Annotated in this window: 19 protein-coding genes and 1 tRNA gene; 1 reads left to right on the top strand and 19 read right to left on the bottom strand. The window is 44.0% G+C overall.

Going from position 1 to position 18,288, the window contains the following annotated elements:
* Window positions 1-230: 230 nt before the first annotated feature.
* The 4 genes from OO778_RS11030 to OO778_RS11045 form a co-directional block, all read right to left on the bottom strand.
* Entirely contained in the window at window positions 231-1,868 is a 1,638-nt protein-coding gene (locus OO778_RS11030) for a methyl-accepting chemotaxis protein (RefSeq protein WP_046874750.1), read from the bottom strand.
* A 359-nt stretch (window positions 1,869-2,227) separates the two neighbouring features.
* Window positions 2,228-2,315 (bottom strand) — tRNA-Ser (locus tag OO778_RS11035).
* 143 nt (window positions 2,316-2,458) lie between these two features.
* Window positions 2,459-2,908 (bottom strand): L-alanine exporter AlaE, encoded by a 450-nt coding sequence (locus OO778_RS11040; protein ID WP_005390779.1) that lies wholly within the window; start codon window positions 2,906-2,908, stop codon window positions 2,459-2,461.
* A 519-nt stretch (window positions 2,909-3,427) separates the two neighbouring features.
* On the bottom strand, window positions 3,428-5,848 hold the full coding sequence (locus OO778_RS11045) for a hybrid sensor histidine kinase/response regulator (protein ID WP_170891642.1): 2,421 nt from the start codon (window positions 5,846-5,848) through the stop codon (window positions 3,428-3,430).
* A 53-nt stretch (window positions 5,849-5,901) separates the two neighbouring features.
* Here OO778_RS11045 and OO778_RS11050 point away from each other — a divergent pair, with 53 nt between their 5' ends.
* Complete coding sequence (locus OO778_RS11050; RefSeq protein ID WP_104216573.1) at window positions 5,902-6,513, top strand: YecA family protein; 612 nt, start codon at window positions 5,902-5,904, stop codon at window positions 6,511-6,513.
* Between the two features lie 73 nt (window positions 6,514-6,586).
* Here OO778_RS11050 and OO778_RS11055 read toward each other — a convergent pair whose 3' ends face one another.
* The 15 genes from OO778_RS11055 to cydB all read right to left on the bottom strand — a co-directional run bounded on the left by OO778_RS11055 (window position 6,587) and on the right by cydB (window position 18,281).
* A complete protein-coding gene (locus tag OO778_RS11055) occupies window positions 6,587-7,753 on the bottom strand; it encodes a glutathionylspermidine synthase family protein (RefSeq protein ID WP_074191089.1) in 1,167 nt (388 codons plus the stop codon).
* An 8-nt stretch (window positions 7,754-7,761) separates the two neighbouring features.
* Complete coding sequence (locus tag OO778_RS11060) at window positions 7,762-8,331, bottom strand: DUF1190 domain-containing protein (RefSeq protein ID WP_074191088.1); 570 nt, start codon at window positions 8,329-8,331, stop codon at window positions 7,762-7,764.
* Window positions 8,332-8,339: 8 nt separating this feature from the next.
* Window positions 8,340-8,756, bottom strand: coding sequence for a DUF350 domain-containing protein (locus tag OO778_RS11065; protein WP_005390766.1), 417 nt, complete (start codon window positions 8,754-8,756; stop codon window positions 8,340-8,342).
* Window positions 8,756-9,799 (bottom strand): potassium channel family protein, encoded by a 1,044-nt coding sequence (locus OO778_RS11070; protein WP_074191086.1) that lies wholly within the window; start codon window positions 9,797-9,799, stop codon window positions 8,756-8,758. The genes OO778_RS11065 and OO778_RS11070 overlap by 1 nt, the downstream gene beginning before the upstream one ends.
* Before the next feature lie 118 nt (window positions 9,800-9,917).
* The gene (nadA, locus tag OO778_RS11075; RefSeq protein WP_005390762.1) at window positions 9,918-10,979 is read right to left on the bottom strand and encodes a quinolinate synthase NadA; all 1,062 of its coding nucleotides are present in this window, start codon (window positions 10,977-10,979) and stop codon (window positions 9,918-9,920) included.
* Window positions 10,980-11,233: 254 nt separating this feature from the next.
* Window positions 11,234-11,986, bottom strand: a complete 753-nt coding sequence (gene ybgF / locus OO778_RS11080) for a tol-pal system protein YbgF (protein ID WP_006742904.1) — start codon at window positions 11,984-11,986, stop codon at window positions 11,234-11,236.
* A gap of 15 nt (window positions 11,987-12,001) precedes the next feature.
* Window positions 12,002-12,526, bottom strand: coding sequence for a peptidoglycan-associated lipoprotein Pal (gene pal / locus OO778_RS11085; protein WP_005378293.1), 525 nt, complete (start codon window positions 12,524-12,526; stop codon window positions 12,002-12,004).
* A gap of 30 nt (window positions 12,527-12,556) precedes the next feature.
* On the bottom strand, window positions 12,557-13,909 hold the full coding sequence (tolB, locus tag OO778_RS11090; RefSeq protein WP_005390758.1) for a Tol-Pal system beta propeller repeat protein TolB: 1,353 nt from the start codon (window positions 13,907-13,909) through the stop codon (window positions 12,557-12,559).
* A 12-nt stretch (window positions 13,910-13,921) separates the two neighbouring features.
* Entirely contained in the window at window positions 13,922-14,989 is a 1,068-nt protein-coding gene (tolA, locus tag OO778_RS11095; RefSeq protein ID WP_053807177.1) for a cell envelope integrity protein TolA, read from the bottom strand.
* A 13-nt stretch (window positions 14,990-15,002) separates the two neighbouring features.
* Window positions 15,003-15,446 (bottom strand): ExbD/TolR family protein, encoded by a 444-nt coding sequence (locus tag OO778_RS11100; protein WP_005378298.1) that lies wholly within the window; start codon window positions 15,444-15,446, stop codon window positions 15,003-15,005.
* A 3-nt stretch (window positions 15,447-15,449) separates the two neighbouring features.
* Window positions 15,450-16,148 carry a protein TolQ gene (gene tolQ / locus OO778_RS11105; protein WP_005378301.1) on the bottom strand — a complete coding sequence of 233 codons (699 nt, stop codon included), beginning with the start codon at window positions 16,146-16,148 and terminating at the stop codon, window positions 15,450-15,452.
* On the bottom strand, window positions 16,138-16,557 hold the full coding sequence (ybgC, locus tag OO778_RS11110; RefSeq protein ID WP_012841975.1) for a tol-pal system-associated acyl-CoA thioesterase: 420 nt from the start codon (window positions 16,555-16,557) through the stop codon (window positions 16,138-16,140). The genes tolQ and ybgC overlap by 11 nt, the downstream gene beginning before the upstream one ends.
* Window positions 16,558-16,729: 172 nt before the next feature.
* Window positions 16,730-17,032: a cyd operon protein YbgE gene (gene ybgE / locus OO778_RS11115; protein ID WP_074191085.1), complete on the bottom strand. Its 303-nt coding sequence runs from the start codon at window positions 17,030-17,032 to the stop codon at window positions 16,730-16,732.
* Window positions 17,025-17,132, bottom strand: a complete 108-nt coding sequence (gene cydX / locus OO778_RS11120; protein ID WP_000270284.1) for a cytochrome bd-I oxidase subunit CydX — start codon at window positions 17,130-17,132, stop codon at window positions 17,025-17,027. The genes ybgE and cydX overlap by 8 nt, the downstream gene beginning before the upstream one ends.
* A 12-nt stretch (window positions 17,133-17,144) precedes the next feature.
* Window positions 17,145-18,281, bottom strand: coding sequence for a cytochrome d ubiquinol oxidase subunit II (gene cydB, locus OO778_RS11125; protein WP_074191084.1), 1,137 nt, complete (start codon window positions 18,279-18,281; stop codon window positions 17,145-17,147).
* Window positions 18,282-18,288: the final 7 nt, after the last annotated feature.

Consider the following 18,288-nt stretch of genomic DNA (forward strand, 5'->3'; position numbering starts at 1 on the left):
TGTGAGCAATTGCAATGGTTAAAAAGCAGCAAAAGTGATGATAAAAGCATCATCACGCTGTACAGAGTTTGTCACCGCTGTCTAGGATTATTTGCACCTCTGGTATACAAAGTTAAGTAAAAGAGGGATGTAAATATAGTCGAGCCTTCACAAGTCAGGTTCGACCCTTATCTAAAAAATAACCCGCTCAGAAGCGGGTTATTTCGTCAGTGAGACTGCAGTTCTCAAGCTTATACTTTGAACTGACTAACCTGATGATCTAAGCGCTGGGTTTGCTCTGATAACATGGCTAAAGATGCTTGCGCTTGGTTTACGATTTCCACAATAGATGTACTGCTATCTGCAATGCCTTGTACGTTGCTATTTACTTCGTCACTTACCGTACTTTGCTGGCTTGCAGCCGTTGCAATGTGTGTGTTCATCTCGTTCATACGTGAAATCGCGTTTAAGATTTCAGAAAGGGATTGACTCGCTCTCCCTGCCGATTGAATTGTTTCATCACTGCTATTTTGGCTACCACGCATCACTTCTACAGCTTGTCCCGCACCAGATTGTAGCTTTTCAATCATGGTTTGGATTTCACCCGTACTCTGTTGTGTGCGACTGGCTAACGAGCGAACCTCATCGGCTACAACAGCAAAACCTCGCCCTTGCTCTCCTGCACGAGCCGCTTCAATCGCTGCGTTAAGCGCCAATAAGTTCGTTTGCTCTGCGATACCACGAATGACATCCAATACAGAAGCAATGTTACTCACATCATGATCCAATGTGTTAATGACGTGGCTTGCACTTTCGATTTCACTTGCGAGGCTACGAATTGAGCTAACGGTTTGATCCAAAATAACATTGGTATTGGTAAGTTCATCATTCGCTGTTTGGCTCGCAACCGCAGCTTCGTTAGCGCTATCGCTGACATTTCTGCTGGTGACTTGCATTTCATGCACTGCCGCTGCTACCGCCTCGCTGTCTTTTTGCTGTGAAACGGTCGAGTTCGCGATGGTCGTGGTCAACGAGCTAAGATTTTCCATCTCATTACGCAAGGTATTCGAACTTTCAATTACTTGAGAAACTGTCGCTTGGATTTTAGACACAAACTGATTAAACGCGTTCGCTAAATTGCCAATTTCGTCTTGTGTTTTCACATCGATTCGCTGGCTTAAATCACCTTCACCAGAAGCAATTTCTGTCATCGCATTTTTGATATCGTTGATAGGCTTCACGACGGTTTGCAACAACAAAAACGCCATCGCAATAGCGGCCAGAATAACAATCACAATGCCCGCTTCAAGAATTACCTGAGCTCTTGTTGCGGCTGCTGAGATTTCATCTTTCAATAGGCTTTGTTTTTCTTCTATCGCATCTTTCACAACATTCAGTTGCGCTCTTACCTCGATAAACTGATTTTCAAAGGTGTGTTTGTGTTCGTTGTAGTAACCAAGCCATTGTGATTGAGGTAAACGCAACATCGCTTCATAACTCGCCAACCATTTTTCACCTAGGGAGACAAGCTTTCTCACTTCATTACCGTGCGAAGAAGGCATCACGCCAGCTTGCGATAGCTCAATCATTTTCTCCATACGAGGCAGCGCTTTGTATGCGTTGTCTTTGTATTCACCGATGTGGTGGTCAATATCGGTTTGAGTATCAGAAAGAGCAACACCTTGGATTGCAGATGTAGCTTGGTAAAGATCGCGGTAAGCATCCTCAATCGTTAATAAGTTCGGCACTATCTGTTCGTTAAGTGTTTCACTCAACTCAGATTGTTTCCAACTTGTCATAACGTTTAATACAGAGCTCACAATAAACAATCCAATAATCAGTGACAGCGGAATCACTATCTTCTGCTTGATCGTTAAGTTCTGGAACATGAATAGACTCTCTTTAATTATGGTATACAAATTGCCAGAAATTATATCAAACAAATAGAGTATCCCATTAGGTAAAAGACTCTATTAAACATGATATCTGATGACTTTTTGACAAGCGTTCTAATTTCAACAATTAATTGATTTTGTGGAAAATTTAATAAGGAACGCTCATCACAACATGCGAATAAAAACGCACTACCTGTACGTAAAATGTGTAACAAAAGATGAATAAAAAGGAGGCTTTTTTGAAGGGCTTGCCGACTCAATGAGTAATTGAGAATCAATACGATATACAGCTCTGGGATTGAACTTGTCGCGTAATACGAAAAAGCCCCAGCATTTCTGCTAGGGCTCAAATGTGGCGGTGAGTGAGAGATTCGAACTCTCGATACGTTGCCGTATACACACTTTCCAGGCGTGCTCCTTCAGCCACTCGGACAACTCACCGAATCAATTTTTGTTAGCATCATTGGCTAACGAGGCGCTAATTTAATGATTATGTGCCTGATGGTCAAGGCTAAACATAAAAAAAAGCGCCCTTTTCCACTCGATTGCTCACTAAGTAACTAAATTGAGCAAAACTGGGTCATTTAGATACTTTGAGAATAACCGGGAACACGGAACCAACGGCGGCACATGTCCAAGAAGTACCCATACAACACACCCATACCGCAAGAAATAATGGCGTTACTTGTCACCGCGGTCACTATTTGGTCTGTAGACGCACCAACTGCGAATAAAATTCCTGCATAAACTGGAGACTGAAAAAGCACATAAGCGACCAGATCAGATACGTTTTTCATAAATGAAGACGGCGATACCTTGTTACCCTGACGTAGTACCCAATCACGAAAAACGCCATACGGCCAAGCAATAGCAATATTCACTGGAATAGATAGTGTACGTGATGCTAAAGATTGCTCAAACGTCATCCCTGAAATCAAAATCTCGACAATCATCCCTGTGATAAAGCAAAAAACAACCATAGCAAAGGTATCCGCTGCGGCGTGACGAATACAAAATGGTCCGCGAGACTTCATTAACCAACCCCTAAAATTAAATACCACCAACAATAAACAAAATAAAACTATCAACCATCAAACAAATACATGACCAGTTAATAAGGCAATTAAATCACATAAAAAGCAGCGTATGGCACTGTATTTGAAATCAAGTTGTAAATTTATAACCATTTTTTAAAATGAAAGTAGTTTTTTTCACCACCAACAACTAAAAACGCCTAAAATGACGTAAAAATGGTAGAAAAATACGGATTTAACTTACACAAAAAGTGGGATAAGTGATTGTTTGGATGGAGGGTTAGGATAAAGTTCGGGGAATAAACGATCATTCTAATAACTTATGCTACTGAGTTGTAAAAATTCAGAGTATTCCCGATGTGAGCGCAACTGAGAGCCGCACCGTTTCTCTTATGACAGAATCTAACAGCAGAGCTAAGCTCATTGAAAGTAAGGAAAAAATAGACGATTCAGCCAAAGGTTAGGTATGAAGAGTAAAGACAATTCATGATTGCGTTGAATCGCGCTATATGGATTAAGCTATGATGATGCGAGCAAGAGCGTTAATGTATCGATATCATCTTGGTTTGGAGACTGCTGACGCTTTAAGTTACGCCTTATTCGCTCGGCAACTAAAGAAACGTCTTTATTAGCATCTGGAGTGACTTGAGCAATAATCGCTGAAATAGCCTCTAGCGCTTCGTTGAGATGACCATTATCTAGAGCAACATAGAAGTTTAGTAGCCACTTTTCCGCATCAAGGATATTCGTTGTATTATCGCCAAAGTCCGACTGGTATTGATATAACCGTGCTGCATGGAGATATAACGCATCATTTAATTCAGACTCCACAATTGGTTTCGCAATTATGTGGTCAGCTCCTACATTTATCATGCGCTCTTGTGTTTCTTTGAATACATCCGCTGTGCAGCCAAAGATCAGTACCGACTTTACAGGCGAACTCATCGCTCGAATGGCTGATATCGCCCCAACACCATCAAGAACAGGCATATGATTGTCCATTAATATCAAATCAAATGACTGAACGGCCACCTCATCGACGGCAAGCTGACCATTTTCAACACTTGTGCACTCAAAGCCTTTGGCTCTTAGGAAAGTTTCCATAATGATCGCATTTGTTCGGTTGTCTTCGACAATGAGCGCTTTCAAACCTTTGCAATTCAGCTTATGTGCATTGACTGCTTCCACTTTCCCAGGCTCACAAGGCGTAAGCGCGATCTCGACGGTAAAGGTTGTCCCGACATTCTCTTGACTCTGCACAATCACATACCCTCCCATATGCTCGGCAATTTCTTTTACTATCGCCAAACCAAGCCCTGTACCACCAAACCGCCTAGTCGTCGAGGACTCCGCTTGTTCAAAAGGACGGAAAATGCGTTTTTGCGCTTCTTGAGAAATACCGATACCGGTATCTTTCACCGCGAGAATAAACTTGGTACCTGCCTTGCTCGATTTCTCGGTCAGCTCTACCTCTACGATGCCTCGGTCGGTGAACTTGACAGCGTTGTTTAGTAGGTTAAACAATACTTGGCGCAGACGGGCTTTGTCATTGTTGTACCAGCGCCCTGTTGGTAAATGAGACACGACTCTAAAACGAAGGCCTTTTTCTGCACATAGTGTTTGATAAACACTTTTTATGCTGCCGATGATCGACTCAATTGGGAAAGGCGTATTTTCGAATTCAACATGCCCTTGCTCAATTTTTGAGTAATCTAAAATCTCATTAAGTAACGTCATCATATGATCACCTGAGTCATAAAGTGTTCTCAGGTGCTTACGTTGATCATCGGTGAGTGGTGTTTTTAACAATATCTGAGCGGTTCCTAATACACCGTTCATTGGCGTACGAATCTCATGGGATAATGTGGCTAAAAATGCCGTTTTAGCGTTCGTCGAAGCCTGGGCTTTTATTCTCTCTTGCTCTAGATAGATGGTTTTTTCATTGAACTTCTCGATGAGCTGTCCAATTTCATCTTCGCTATCGTAATCAATGTCTATGATCCCGCCAGTTTTCGAGTCATCAATCTTAGCGGCAATACGGACAATCGGTTCGACAATGTAACGATTCAGCAAGTAATACCCGACCAGTACACACAAGAGTAAGAATGGAATGATCCTCCCCTCAACACTCATGACTTGTTCAAACACTTGATCGGCTACTTTAGCTTTCGCGTTGACAACTTCCATACGCCAATCGAATTCTCCAAAATCAAGCTCACTGACATAAATTTCGTCTGTTAGTTGGAAGTTGTGCTCAATAATCACGTTCGATTCAGCATCGCGAACCACCACACCTAAAGAATGCAGGTTCGTGTGCTCTCGAATAAACTGAAAAAGTGCATCAAGTGATAAGTCTACCGTTACAACGCCAGCGAATTGACCGTTTTGATAATATGGGGAAGACGCAGTAATCATCTGAACCTGAGTAAAAGTGTCGATATAAACCGTAGACCAACTCACAGAACCAACTGGCGCGTCAGCTGCTGCCTTATACCATGGTTCATTATCATAGCCGCCAGATTCAGGATTATTGTAGGAGTGAATTTGGTCAATACCGCCATCACTGTTTTTATTGAAGAATAGGCTTTTATATCGCCATTGTTCAGCTTTGAGTTCTGGTTTAGGCCATACGCCACCACTGACGAGCATCTCATCACTCAATTGGAGAATATGCGGAATTATCGTGTTGAGAGATTGAATTTTTTCAGTCCCCTGGGCGAGTCCTGCTAGGCTGCTCAATACACCAGTAGAGCTAAGGAGAGGCTCTTTAATCTCTAGTGCAAGCAGTTGGGTGCGTAACTCTAGGTTTTGCTCTAGCTTTTGCCTAACCGGAGGCTCGACAACCAAATAGGCAACAGAACCAATCGTTGCGATAAAGAAACACAGGTACAGTGTCAGGGCGAGAATGCTTTTTTTTCTAAGTGATGAGCGAATTTCCATAGATGTCTGTGAATCATTCCCTAATATCGATTTATCACAAATTGATTGGTAAGATGATCGCAATCAACCAGCCCATTAACAAATGGTATTCTATTTTGAAACTACAAGACATCCTTTCTCTCCCAGAACTTGACGGTAAACTACTAAACCTAGCAAAAACTCAAGGCTTTGTAACAGCGATGGCTGCAGCGCCAAACGTATTAATGCCTCAAGAGTGGTTGCCATTCTTATGGGGTGGTGAAGAAACAGCGCCATTTACTGACGGTGAGCAATTAGAGCAATACATTGATGAGATTGTACAAATGTGGAACCAAACTCGTCCTACTCTTCTAGAAGGATCTTGGCAGTGGCCTGAAGGATGCGCGTTAGATGAACAAGATATCGTAACAAGCCAGACCCGTGATTTCTGTGAAGGTGTATTACAAGGTTGGCAACTTGCTCGTGATGACTGGGAAACGCTAATGCCAGAGGACAGCGAAGATAATGCTCTGCTCGGCGGTGTTTTGCTTTCTCTTACGATGCTTTACGATCCAGAAACGACCATTGAAACGTTGGCAGAACAAGGCATGGAAGGCTTAGAACAGTTTGAAGAGATCTTCAATGCCATGCCAGTGATGCTATGTGGTCTTACTCAGCGCGGTGTTGCATTAGCTGAAGAACAATAAGACACAACGCTGTCGCCCATCAAGATTGAACCGCTGAATAGACAAAAGCTCTCTGGATGGAGAGCTTTTTTGATCATGTTAAAATCACATGTGGAATATATCGCGCCATATCTTGCGTGACTAAGCTAGTGTCTTCCCGAATCGAAATCCCAGCGGCTCTATCGTTGACTAGCCAGCTGCCAATTAATGTATGGCTTTGCCCAAACTTGGGTAACGGATGATACTGCTGGACGATATTGAATTTAGATTCATAAGGCCCTGCTGTTTTGAGTATGCGTTTCCCACCTTTGACGATCTCAATATTTGCGCCTTCTCGAGAGAATAGTGGTTTGATTACAAAATCTTTCAAAGTGTACGCTTTTGAATCGTTAGCAAAATAGGCAGGTAAAAGATTAGGATGATTCGGAAAGCGCTCCCACAATAACGGTAAAAGTGCTTTGTTGGATAGAATCGACTTCCACATAGGTTCTAACCAATTCACTTTCGCGGTCGCTAGGTATTTCGCATATTCCTCTTCAAACATAAACTCCCACGGATAAAGCTTGAACATCCAACGAATCGCTCTGTCATCTGCATCCACAAACAGACCATCTTCCGTCGCACCAATATCTTCGACATAAACAAACGCCGTCGCTAACCCAGCTTCGCGCGCGCAATCTTCTAAATACTGGACAGTCCCTTTATCTTCTTCAGTGTACTTGCAGCAGCTAAAGTGAAGGGTTTGCCCGGGTTGATATTTGGCTATCTCGGAAAAACGCTCAATCAAAAAGTCTTGAAGAATGTTGAATTGATCCGCGCTCTGGTGAATTAGACCTTTATTTACAACATCCTCTAACCACACCCACTGCCAAAAACCCGTTTCAAACAGGCTGGTCGGCGTATCCGCATTGTTCTCCAGTAACTTAGCTGGCGAAGTTCCGTTGTATGCAAAATCCAGACGCGAATAGAGTGAGGGTTCATTTCGGTGCCACGAAGAAGCGACCTGCTCCCACATAAATTCAGGGATCGCACATTGCGTCAGCAACCGCTCACTCCGAACTACTTCATCCACAATAGCCAAGCACATCTGATGCAGCTCTTCAGTGGGCGCTTCAATATCGTTCTCTATTTGATCAAGCGTGAATTGATAGTAAGCACTCTCATCCCAATACGGTTGGTCATACATGGAATGGAAGCCAAAACCAAACTGGCGTGCTAAATCACGCCAGTTTTCTCGTTCTTGTATTTCTCGTCGAAACATAGTGCTTATTAACCGCCTCGGCTGACCGATACCGCTTTACCAAATCCGCCTCGAGACATCGCTCTACCAATAGTTCCGCCACCACGTTTATTTAGGTTACTGGTCGCAACCTTCGTCGGCTGATTACGATAGGAACCAAAAAATTGTCCGGCACCATTATAGAATTTGGATTTATAGCGATACATTGGTTCAGAGTAATAGCTCTTGTTGTAACCTTTCAAACCGCTCAGTGCTCGACTGTAAAAGAAGCCCCCAAAGTGAGGCACATAAGCTTGGGAACTCGAACTGTAGTAACAATCGTCTTCGTAAAAATCATTTTCACATTCGAACTCATTGTTGTAGCGAGGGGCATTTCGTTCAGCGCGAGCCAAAGCTTCTTGATAAGCAATATCGCACTGCTCACTGAACTCTGGCGAGTTTGATTTGCATTCATCAGCGTCAGAAAAAATGTAGCCTTCGGTTTTCGATTCTTGTGTCGCAAAGAAGAAAATACCGCCAAAAGCAGCAAAGGGAATAATTTTCCCAAGCTTTAAACTTTTGTCCATGGAAGAACGTTTAACGTTAGAACTCCGCTTCATCGTCCCTCCTAGTACGTCATACAAGCGGCATTTAATACACCGACCGATATAGAAACAGCCGCTAATACAATACCGGCAGGCAGCTCATCTTTTTCGATACGCTCAGTCACTTTTGGAAGTAAAACAAAACGTACAATCGCAAATGCAATGATCTGCGCCAGCATTGCAACAACGCCCCATACCATAAAATCGACAATGTTGACTGAGTTTTTTGCCGCCCCCGAAATCGCAATACAATAACCAAGAAATGCGCCACTTAGTGCAATCGCTGCCGCTGTATTTTGCTTTTCTTTGATCAGGTGCCATTCATCGTAAGGCGTAAGCTTGACGTAGATGAACTTAAACGCCAAAACGAAAATAATAGAAACAGAAAAATAGAGTAAAAAGTTGGGAAAACCTGCTAACAGGTCAGCAATCATGTGCATTATTGTTCCTTGTTCATTTCTTTCCATGCAAAATCTTCAATACGTTCATCTGCAATGTAAAACAGCTTGGTACTCGGTGGTACTTCTGCATCTAAATCTGGGTTGAGTTGGATACCATGGCCAATGTCAAAAGCAATTAGCGTGGCATGATGACGTCTTTTGAGAAAAACAAAGAGACTCTCAACAGTAGTTACTGGCAGCCTTTCAGGATAAATAACCGAGTATTGAGTCATGCCTCGTGTTGAAGCCAATAGCTCTTGGTGAAGTGCACTTGAGCCTGGATCTACCGCCGCTTTTGCCAACATTTCTGCGCCAACAGCAGGTATGCATTCCGCTTTAGGACAGTGTTGACTTAAAAGACGGCCTAACGCCTCATCTTTAAAGTAAGCGACCAAATGTGCGGAAGGATTCACAGAAGCGCAGTACAGCGCGGCTGACAGCGTAATATCGTCCGAGAGGTTATCAACAATAACGCAAGCGGCTTCCGCAATGTTGGCGTTTTTCATCTCTTGTGAATCCGTGTAGCTGGTCACTTTGATAAAACTGATCTCGCCTGGTAACGGGTTTTCTATTTCTGAACGGCTGCACAAAACAATCGGACGCTTCCCCTCTTCTTCATGTTGTAACATGCGAATAAGGTGCATCGTTCTCGATCCATTCCAACCCAACAATACAATATGGTTTTCCACTCTTACTCTCCGTTTTCCTAAAATACCCGCTCGCCAGTAATCCATCGCTGCTCCAGCGACACGTCCCAATAATGCAGCGAATAGGCTCAAGCCGCCTGGGATCACAAACAGTACAACAACCCATTTACCCAAATCTGTCACTGGAGAATGATCGCCATAGCCAACCGTACTCGCCGTAACCATAAGGTAATAGATAAAGTTAGAGAAGTTGTCTGTTAATACGGTTTCACCAGCGAGAGCGAGCAGTCCCCATGAAAGGCTCACATATAAGCCACTAAAGATGAGAAGACTTCGGTTGCTCAATTTAAAAAGGTGTGAACTAAGCCACTTTTTAACTACTAACCACACCGCCATAAATTTATAACCTCGATATTCATTGATTGCATCAATAGTAACTCATTGATAGTAAGACACAAAAAAACCAGCCATATTCGGCTGGTTTTTGAGATTTACTTTCAGTTACGCCTACTTTTTAAGCATTACCTTTCACTTGCATATTTAGCTGCTCAGCAAAGTCCAACATACGATTTAACGGAATGAGCGATTTAACACGCAATTCTTCATCAACAAAGATCTCGTGTTCTTCACCGCCTTCGCTAAGCGCTTTCTCTATCGCTTTCAAACCGTTCATTGCCATCCAAGGACAGTGTGCGCAGCTGCGACATGTTGCGCCAGCACCTGCGGTTGGCGCTTCGATAAGTTCTTTCTCTGGCACAAGTTGCTGCATTTTAAAGAAAATGCCTTTGTCTGTCGCAACGATCATTTGTTTATGAGGAAGCGCTTTCGCTGCTTTGATCAACTGACTCGTCGAGCCAACGGCATCGGCAAGTTCTACGACACTTGCTGGTGATTCAGGGTGAACCAAAATAGCCGCATCTGGATACACGCTCTTCATTTTGCGTAGCGCATCAGCAGAAAACTCATCATGAACCACACACTCACCTTGCCATAGCAGCATGTCTGCGCCAGTTTTATTAGCGATGTACGACCCTAGGTGACGGTCTGGTCCCCAGATGATTGGCTTGTCTTCAGCGTCTAAGTGTTCCACGATTTCAAGCGCAATGCTTGATGTAACGACCCAATCGGCACGAGCTTTAACTGCGGCAGACGTATTTGCATAAACCACAACCGTGTGATCAGGGTGAGCATCACAGAACTCACTGAACTTATCCGCTGGACAGCCAAGATCGAGCGAACATTCCGCTTCCAACGTTGGCATTAGAATTCGCTTTTCTGGTGTTAAGATTTTGGCCGACTCGCCCATAAAGCGAACACCGCCAATGATCAGTGTGCTTGCAGGATGACGATTACCAAACTTCGCCATTTCCAACGAGTCACCAACAAAACCACCCGTTTCTTCCGCTAGGGCTTGAATCTCAGGATCGGTATAATAGTGTGCGATAAGTACCGCATCCTTTTCTTTTAGCAGCTTTTTAATGCGCTCAATGTAAGACGCTTTTTCTTCTTCGCTTAATGGAACTGGCTTCGGTGGGAATGGGTAAACAGTGTCGATTTTATCTAATATATGGCTCATTGCTCTTGCTCTACGCAACTTCCTTTAATCCGAGTATTGTAACCTCGTTAATTTTCAAAAACCAACTTGTCGCGGGGATTTCTAGCTATCTAGCCGTATATCTTTGTTACAGGTAGCATTTCTGATTGAAAGGATCCGTTGCAAGATGGGGATAAAAGGCTCGATGCCATTCCTCTCGATTTATTCGATCACCACCGATAAAGAAACGGAAAAGAAAAAGGAAGCCGAAGCTTCCTTTTTTAAAACATAACGTCTTACAGCTTAGAGCTGGCAAGTTTTGCAGATGCACTACCTGGGTATTCATCAACCACTTGTTGGTAGTACTTTTTCGCTTGAGCTGCATTGTTATTACGCTCAGCGATTTCACCTAACTTGAGCAAAGCATCGGCTCGCTTATTGGAGTCTTTATATGACACCACCGCAGCAAAGCTCTTTACAGCATCTTTGTCCTGCTTCTTAGCGAAGTACAATTGGCCTAGCCAATAGTGAGAATTCGCTGAGTATGTGGAGTCAGGATAATCTTTCTGGAACTGCTGGAACGCTGCAATTGCGCCAGTGTAGTCACGTTTCTTGAGAATGAGGTCGACTGCATTTTGGTATGCCGTTTGCTCATCAACATTTGGCGTATACTGACCACCTGTTTTAGCCGGTTTCGCTTCTTGCGCAGGCGCGGATTTGATTTCTCCACGCACACGATCTAGCTCGACAAACAACTCTCGTTGACGTTGCAACATTTGCTTCATTTCGTAGCTATTTCGCTCTAATTGACCACGTAATTCACTGATCTCTTGTGACATTTGGTCAATTTGCTGTTGCATTTGGAGCTGAACGCGATTGCGGTTTTGTAGCAAGCGCTCTAGACGCTCTACTTCCGTTTCAGATGAACGGCTCTTAGAGACGGATGATGTGCTGTTGAGATCGGATACTGGAGCTGGTGCAGCGAACGCAAAGTTCGCTGCACTTGCCAGTAACGTAAGCGCAACAGCGCGCTTAGTGTTACTGAACATGAGGATTACCTCGAATTAGTATACTAGAACCGCGCGACGGTTCTTAGCGTAAACTTCATCTGATTGGCCTAGAAGAAGTGGCTTCTCTTCACCGTAGCTAACGATTGAGATTTGGTCAGCTTGAACACCTAGTGCTTGTAGGTAGTTCGCTACTGCTTGTGCACGACGCTCACCTAGAGCGATGTTGTACTCAGGAGTACCACGCTCATCAGCGTGACCTTCGATAGTTACGTTAAGTGCTGGGTTCTTGCTTAGGTAAGAAGCGTGAGCTGCAAGCATCTCTTCGTAATCTGCTGCAATTGTTGAGTTATCAAAAGCAAAGTAGATTGTTTGAGTTTCGCGTAGCGCTTGCTCTTTTAGCTCTTGCTCTGTTAGCTGACCGCTTTGATCAATTGGCGTAGCTACTGTTGTTTCAACTGCGCCATTGTTGTTTGTTGCTGCACCAGTGTTAGAAGCAGCGTCGTCGCTTGAACTACACGCTGTAACAGCCATTACAGGAAGCGCGATTAGTAGCCCTTTTAGAACCTTGTTCAGTTGCATCTTATTTTCCTTTATTAATCAAACTTATTACTACAAAAACGGTGACCATGCAGGCGCTCTAACACGCCCATTTGTTGCCGGTAATCTAGCTTTGAATCGACCATCAATTGACACCATCGATAGTACGTTTTTCTTGTTGTAAATCGAGCTATACACAACCATGCCACCGTTTGGGGCAATACTAGGAGACTCATCAAGCAAGGTCTTAGTTAAGACTTGAAGAGCACCAGTTTCCAAATCTTGTTTCGCCAAGTTAAATCCTGCGTTGCTGCGGTTCACCATTACTAGGAATCGCCCATCAGGAGTAATCTGGCCACCCAAATTTTGGCTGCCTTGCCAAGTCAAACGGTCAATAGAACCGCTGCCCAAATTTACTTGATAAATCTGTGGTTTACCACCCCTATCCGATGTGAAAATCAACGATTTTCCATCCGGATGCCAGAACGGTTCCGTATTATTTGATCTGCCACGCGTAATTTGCGTCAGCTTACGAGTGTTAAGGTCAAATGTATAAACATGAAGCGAGCCTGTCTTAGAGAGAACAATCGCTAACTTGTTGCCATCAGGCGAAAATCTTGGCGCACCATTATGACGTGGGTATGAAGTAATCTTCTCACGCTCACCGGTGTAGATGTTCATGATGAAGATTTCTGCTTGACCATTTTGGAAGCTAACATACGCAAGCTTTTTACCATCTGGCGACCATGCTGGTGACATTAATGGTTGCTTAGAACGTAAAACCAAGCGCTCGTTGTAACCATCGTAATCAGCCACACGAAGTTGGTAAGGGAAACGGTCTTTATCATTCACCACCACGTATGCAATACGGGTCATGAAGGCGCCACGGTCACCCGTTAACTGCTCATACACCAAATCAGAGATGCGGTGAGCGTACTCTCGCATGCGAGGGCCTTGAACGGTCGCGACCTTATTGAACAGCACATGATCTTTTGACAGTACTAATTCGCCATCGCTACCAAGCGCTTTACTTTTCCCGCCCGTTAGCTGGCCACGCACAATATCAACAAGTTGGTAGTTGATAACGTAATCACCTTGAGCATTTTGTTTGATTGAGCCAGTCAGCAGAGCATCTACACCTAAATTAGTCCAGGCATCAAAATTGACTTCTGATTCACTGAACGGAGTTTGTGGCATCTTGCTCGTTGGAACGGGGCTGAACTTACCACTGCGTTGCAAATCCGAGGCAATAACAGCAGAAATATCCGTTGGAAGCGCTTGAGTGCCCTCCCACTTAAACGGAACAACAGCAATTGGTCGTGCTGAATCAATACCATCGGTAATGACCAACTCTAATGCGGCATTCGCCACATTTGTCATACTGCTAAACAGTACAAACATTCCTAGTAAAAGGCGTCTAATCACGTCTTATTCCTTTTAGTCCAAAGCAACAGTTATGTTGATGTCTTTTAGTCTTTCGTTTACCGCAGCTTCTGAAGATTTAGGGAACGTCCCTACCTGAGCTATCGCTCGCTTCGCCGCTGCACATACTCGAGTATCGCCACTCAAAACGGTAACACCAGAGACCATCATATCAGTTCCTGTCGGAATCAATTTGATGTTTACCCTACACTCCTTTCCCAGCAAGTAGTCATCCTTAATCAACTTTTGCTGAATATTTTGAGTATAGATGGATGACATTCGAGAAAGTTCGTCGTCAATAAATTGATTTCGAGCAGCACTATTTTTACTAACCTCATCCTCAAGGCCTGCAAAAATATCATCTAGCGCGGCTTCTTGCGCTTTACGCTCGCGCTCTGCACGTTCCGCGGCTTCTCTCGCTTTGCGCTCTCGCTCTGCCGCCTCTTTTGCCGCTTTCTCTTTTGCGATGCGCTCTTGTTCAGCTTTTTCAGCGGCTTCACGCTCACGACGTGCTTTTTCTTCCGCTTCTTTTGCCGCCTTTTCACGAGCTAGACGTTCTTGCTCAGCTTTTGCTATAGCCGCTTCTTTCGCTAAACGCTCCTGCTCAGCTTTACGCACAGCTTCTTCTTTTGCCTTACGCTCTTTCTCTAGCTTAGCAGCTCGCTCTTTTTCTTTGCGAACACGTTCTTCTTCCTGCTTGCGCTCTTGTTCTTTTTTCTTACGTGCAGCTTCTGCTTCTCGTGCCGCTTGAGCATCTTTCGCTTGCTGTTCTTTCAACTTGCGAATTTGCTCTTCTTCAGCTTTACGGTTTTTTTCTAGCTGCTCTGCTTCGCGTCTCAATTTATCAAGACGCTCTTGTTCTTTTTTTGCTGCCTTTTCACGTTGCTGGCGAATTTCTTTCGCTTGTTGCTGCACAAGTTTTGGATCGATGACAACAGCTTGAACCATTTGCCCTGTAGGCTCTGGTTTAGACATGTTGAAGTCCGTCCCCCAAAGCAGGGCTGCAACGAGAATTGCATGCAAACCAACCGATATTGCTATCGGTTTGGCGTATTGGTTGGGTTTCTTCTTGTGATCTTTCATAGATAATTGATGTCTATTCCCTGATATCGGTCATTAGACCTACCTTAGGGATACCAGCTCGACTTAGTTCATCCAGTAATAGGACAACATCGGCATATGGTGTTGCCGCGTCGCCACCTACCGCAACTGGTGAATCTGGCTTAACCTCTCGCTCCGCTTTCACTCGCACAATAACATCTTGCAACGACAAACCTCGCTGAACTTCTTCATCGTTTACGCTTAGGCCTAAATTACCCTCGCTATCAATTTCGATGATGATAAAACTACTGTCAGTTTCGCCAGCAAGGTCTTGCATAGATTCAGCGGTCGATGTTTTCGGAAGATCAACATCGACGCCTTGAGTCACAAATGGAGCGGTCGCCATAAAAATGATCAACAGTACGAGCATTACGTCGATATACGGAACAACGTTGATCTCCGCTGTCATTTTTCGCTTTTTAGGTTGATAACCCGCCATGCTTTATTCCTTATCCGCGCTGTCTCGGCCAGCCATCGCTTGACGATGAAGGATGCTGTGGAATTCTTCAGAAAATGTTGCGTAAGTGTGCTCTAGTTTGCTCACTTTATTGCTTAGGCGGTTGTAGGCCATTACAGCCGGGATAGCCGCAAATAGACCCATCGCTGTCGCGATCAATGCCTCGGCGATACCCGGTGCAACCATAGACAGCGTAGCTTGTTTTACTTCACCCAACGCAATAAAAGCGTGCATGATGCCCCAAACGGTACCAAATAGGCCGATGTAAGGACTGATAGAACCGACTGTCGCTAAGAACGGTAAGCTTGTTTCTAGTTCATCAACTTCACGAGAGACAGCAACGCGCATTGCGCGGCCAGTGCCTTCCATGATGTACGCTGGTGAGTTTGCGTTGCTCTTACGTAGACGAGCAAACTCCGTGAAACCTGCGTAAAAAATTTCTTCTGTGCCTTCAATTTCGTCTTTACGCGCTTTTACTTTTTGGTAAAGCTGAGAAAGATCAGTACCCGACCAGAATTTGTCTTCAAACTGCTCTGCATTCTTTGACGCTTGAGAAAGCACTTTGCTGCGCTTGATGATCATTGCCCATGACACAATTGACATGCCAAGCAACGTCAGCATCACAAGCTTTACCAACAGACTGGCCTGAAGAAAGAGATCTAAAATGGAAATATCAGCAGTCACTATTTGTTAGCTCCGAATTTATAAAGGTTGGAATAGCTATTGGTTTCATTTTCTTATTATCGATACATGCTACCTTAACAGAGGCCTTGCACAATATCTTGCCTTGATCATTGACCAACTCTTGACAGAATTGCAGGGAAGCACGTTTTATTTCTGACACTCGGGTCAATACTGTCAAATGCTCGTCCAGCCTTGCCCCTTGGTTGAAATCAATATCCATGTGTCGGACAACAAAGCCGATATTTTGTTCCAGTAACACATGTTGAGAAATGCCTTTAGCACGTAACATTTCTGTCCGCGCGCGCTCAAAGAATTTTAGATAATTAGAATGATATACAACGCCGCCCGCATCGGTGTCTTCATAGTACACGGTGATCGGCCAGCGAAAGAGATTTGATGTGCCTTGCAAGGGAGTCCCAATATATTCAATTCTTTAAAGTAATTACTATAACTGAAGCGACAGCAATTGGTACCGAGCTAAGGGAATATTTTTGAAATTTGTAGAAAAAATAAAAGCTAGGCGAAATACCTAGCTTTTATTCGATGATTTAGTAACCGACTTTATTACAGCGTATTTCAGCCTAAAAGAAATAAATTGCAGTTAAATAAATTAAGATAGCTAACGAAAAGTAGGGACTAAACAAAGCTTGCCAGTACCAGTTTCTCGGTTTGAAGCCCACACCGTAAACCATGCTTGAGCATACAGACCAAATCAGTGCTGGTGCGATGATTGAGTTAAAACCACCAATTGCTTGATGGTAAGCTTCAGGATCCCACATCACCAATCCTACATGCATAAAGCCAAGGATGAGAGATAAGACTCTTAACAGAGTCTTATCCATCGGAGCGTGAAGTTGCGCTACCTTATCAGCGAGATTACTCACTGTCTTTGTCCATCATTTCTGAGTGCTCTAACCAAAGAGCGTTGATGATACCGAATGCACAAGCAAGTAGTACACCTAGAATCCATGCGAAATACCACATAGTAAATGCTCCTTAGTAAAGTGAGTTTTTGTTGTCTTCAATGTACTGATCATCAAGGCGACCAAACATCTTGTAGTAAGTCCAAGACGTGTAACCAAGGATGATTGGTACCATAACAAACGCAACGCCTGTCATTAGATTCAGAGTCAGTTCAGATGACGTTGCATCCCACATTGTTAAGCTGTGGCTTGGCATTAAGTCTGAAGGCATGATGAATGGGAACATCGCAAAACCTGCAGTAAAGATAACGCCAGCAACACCCAAGCTTGAAGTAATGAACGAAATCGCACATTTTTCAAGACGAGATGCCAATACGGCAAGAAGCGGCATTGCGACACCTAGTACAGGAGCAGCCCATAGTAGTGGGTAGTTTTCAAAATTCTTCATCCACGCACCAGCTTCACGGATTACCTCTTTGTTTAGAGGGTTAGAAGCTGCATTAGTGTCGATACCGCCAACAATGACGTAACCATCAATATTTTGGATCCAGAAACCAGCAGCTACAAACGCTGCAACCGTCAGTAAACCAGCCAACTGAGCAACGTTGCGAGCACGCACATGCACTTCGCCCGTTGTTTTCATTTGTAGCCAAGTCGAACCTTGCATCAAAATCATGAACAAACTAACTAAGCCACACAGCAGTGCAAATGGGTTTAGAAGACCAAAGAATGAGCCATGGTATGTTGGCATCAAGAACTCACTCAATTGGAATGGTACACCCTGTAGTAGGTTGCCAAACGCTACACCAAAGATGACTGGTGGAACAAAACCACTGATTGAGATACAGATATCCCAGGTATTACGCCACTTTGGATCTTCGATTTTAGAGCGGTAGTCTAGGCCCAGAGGACGAAGCCATAGTGCTGCTAGTGTCAAAATCATCGCTAAGTAGAAGCCTGAAAATGACGTTGCATAAACCAAAGGCCAAGCTGCAAACAATGCACCACCAGCAGTGATAAGCCAAACTTGGTTACCATCCCAGTGAGGGGCTATTGAGTTAATCATGACGCGACGTTGCGTGTCGTTTTTACCGATAATAGGTACAAGCGCGCCTACACCCATATCGAAACCGTCTGTTACTGCAAAACCAACTAGTAGAACACCGATTAGTACCCACCAGATGAGTCGCAAGATTTCGTAATCAAACATCTTGTTA

The organism is Vibrio sp. STUT-A16, assembly GCF_026000495.1.
Taxonomy (GTDB): domain Bacteria; phylum Pseudomonadota; class Gammaproteobacteria; order Enterobacterales; family Vibrionaceae; genus Vibrio; species Vibrio diabolicus.

What these genes read in the sequence shown, in the direction of transcription:
- OO778_RS11030 (WP_046874750.1), bottom strand. Translation starts at nt 1,868, where the DNA reads ATGTTCCAGAACTTAACGATCAAGCAGAAGATAGTGATTCCGCTGTCA.
- OO778_RS11040 (WP_005390779.1), bottom strand. Translation starts at nt 2,908, where the DNA reads ATGAAGTCTCGCGGACCATTTTGTATTCGTCACGCCGCAGCGGATACC.
- OO778_RS11045 (WP_170891642.1), bottom strand. Translation starts at nt 5,848, where the DNA reads ATGGAAATTCGCTCATCACTTAGAAAAAAAAGCATTCTCGCCCTGACA.
- OO778_RS11050 (WP_104216573.1), top strand. Translation starts at nt 5,902, where the DNA reads ATGATCGCAATCAACCAGCCCATTAACAAATGGTATTCTATTTTGAAA.
- OO778_RS11055 (WP_074191089.1), bottom strand. Translation starts at nt 7,753, where the DNA reads ATGTTTCGACGAGAAATACAAGAACGAGAAAACTGGCGTGATTTAGCA.
- OO778_RS11060 (WP_074191088.1), bottom strand. Translation starts at nt 8,331, where the DNA reads ATGAAGCGGAGTTCTAACGTTAAACGTTCTTCCATGGACAAAAGTTTA.
- OO778_RS11065 (WP_005390766.1), bottom strand. Translation starts at nt 8,756, where the DNA reads ATGCACATGATTGCTGACCTGTTAGCAGGTTTTCCCAACTTTTTACTC.
- OO778_RS11070 (WP_074191086.1), bottom strand. Translation starts at nt 9,799, where the DNA reads ATGGCGGTGTGGTTAGTAGTTAAAAAGTGGCTTAGTTCACACCTTTTT.
- nadA (WP_005390762.1), bottom strand. Translation starts at nt 10,979, where the DNA reads ATGAGCCATATATTAGATAAAATCGACACTGTTTACCCATTCCCACCG.
- ybgF (WP_006742904.1), bottom strand. Translation starts at nt 11,986, where the DNA reads ATGTTCAGTAACACTAAGCGCGCTGTTGCGCTTACGTTACTGGCAAGT.
- pal (WP_005378293.1), bottom strand. Translation starts at nt 12,526, where the DNA reads ATGCAACTGAACAAGGTTCTAAAAGGGCTACTAATCGCGCTTCCTGTA.
- tolA (WP_053807177.1), bottom strand. Translation starts at nt 14,989, where the DNA reads ATGAAAGATCACAAGAAGAAACCCAACCAATACGCCAAACCGATAGCA.
- OO778_RS11100 (WP_005378298.1), bottom strand. Translation starts at nt 15,446, where the DNA reads ATGGCGGGTTATCAACCTAAAAAGCGAAAAATGACAGCGGAGATCAAC.
- cydX (WP_000270284.1), bottom strand. Translation starts at nt 17,132, where the DNA reads ATGTGGTATTTCGCATGGATTCTAGGTGTACTACTTGCTTGTGCATTC.
- cydB (WP_074191084.1), bottom strand. Translation starts at nt 18,281, where the DNA reads ATGTTTGATTACGAAATCTTGCGACTCATCTGGTGGGTACTAATCGGT.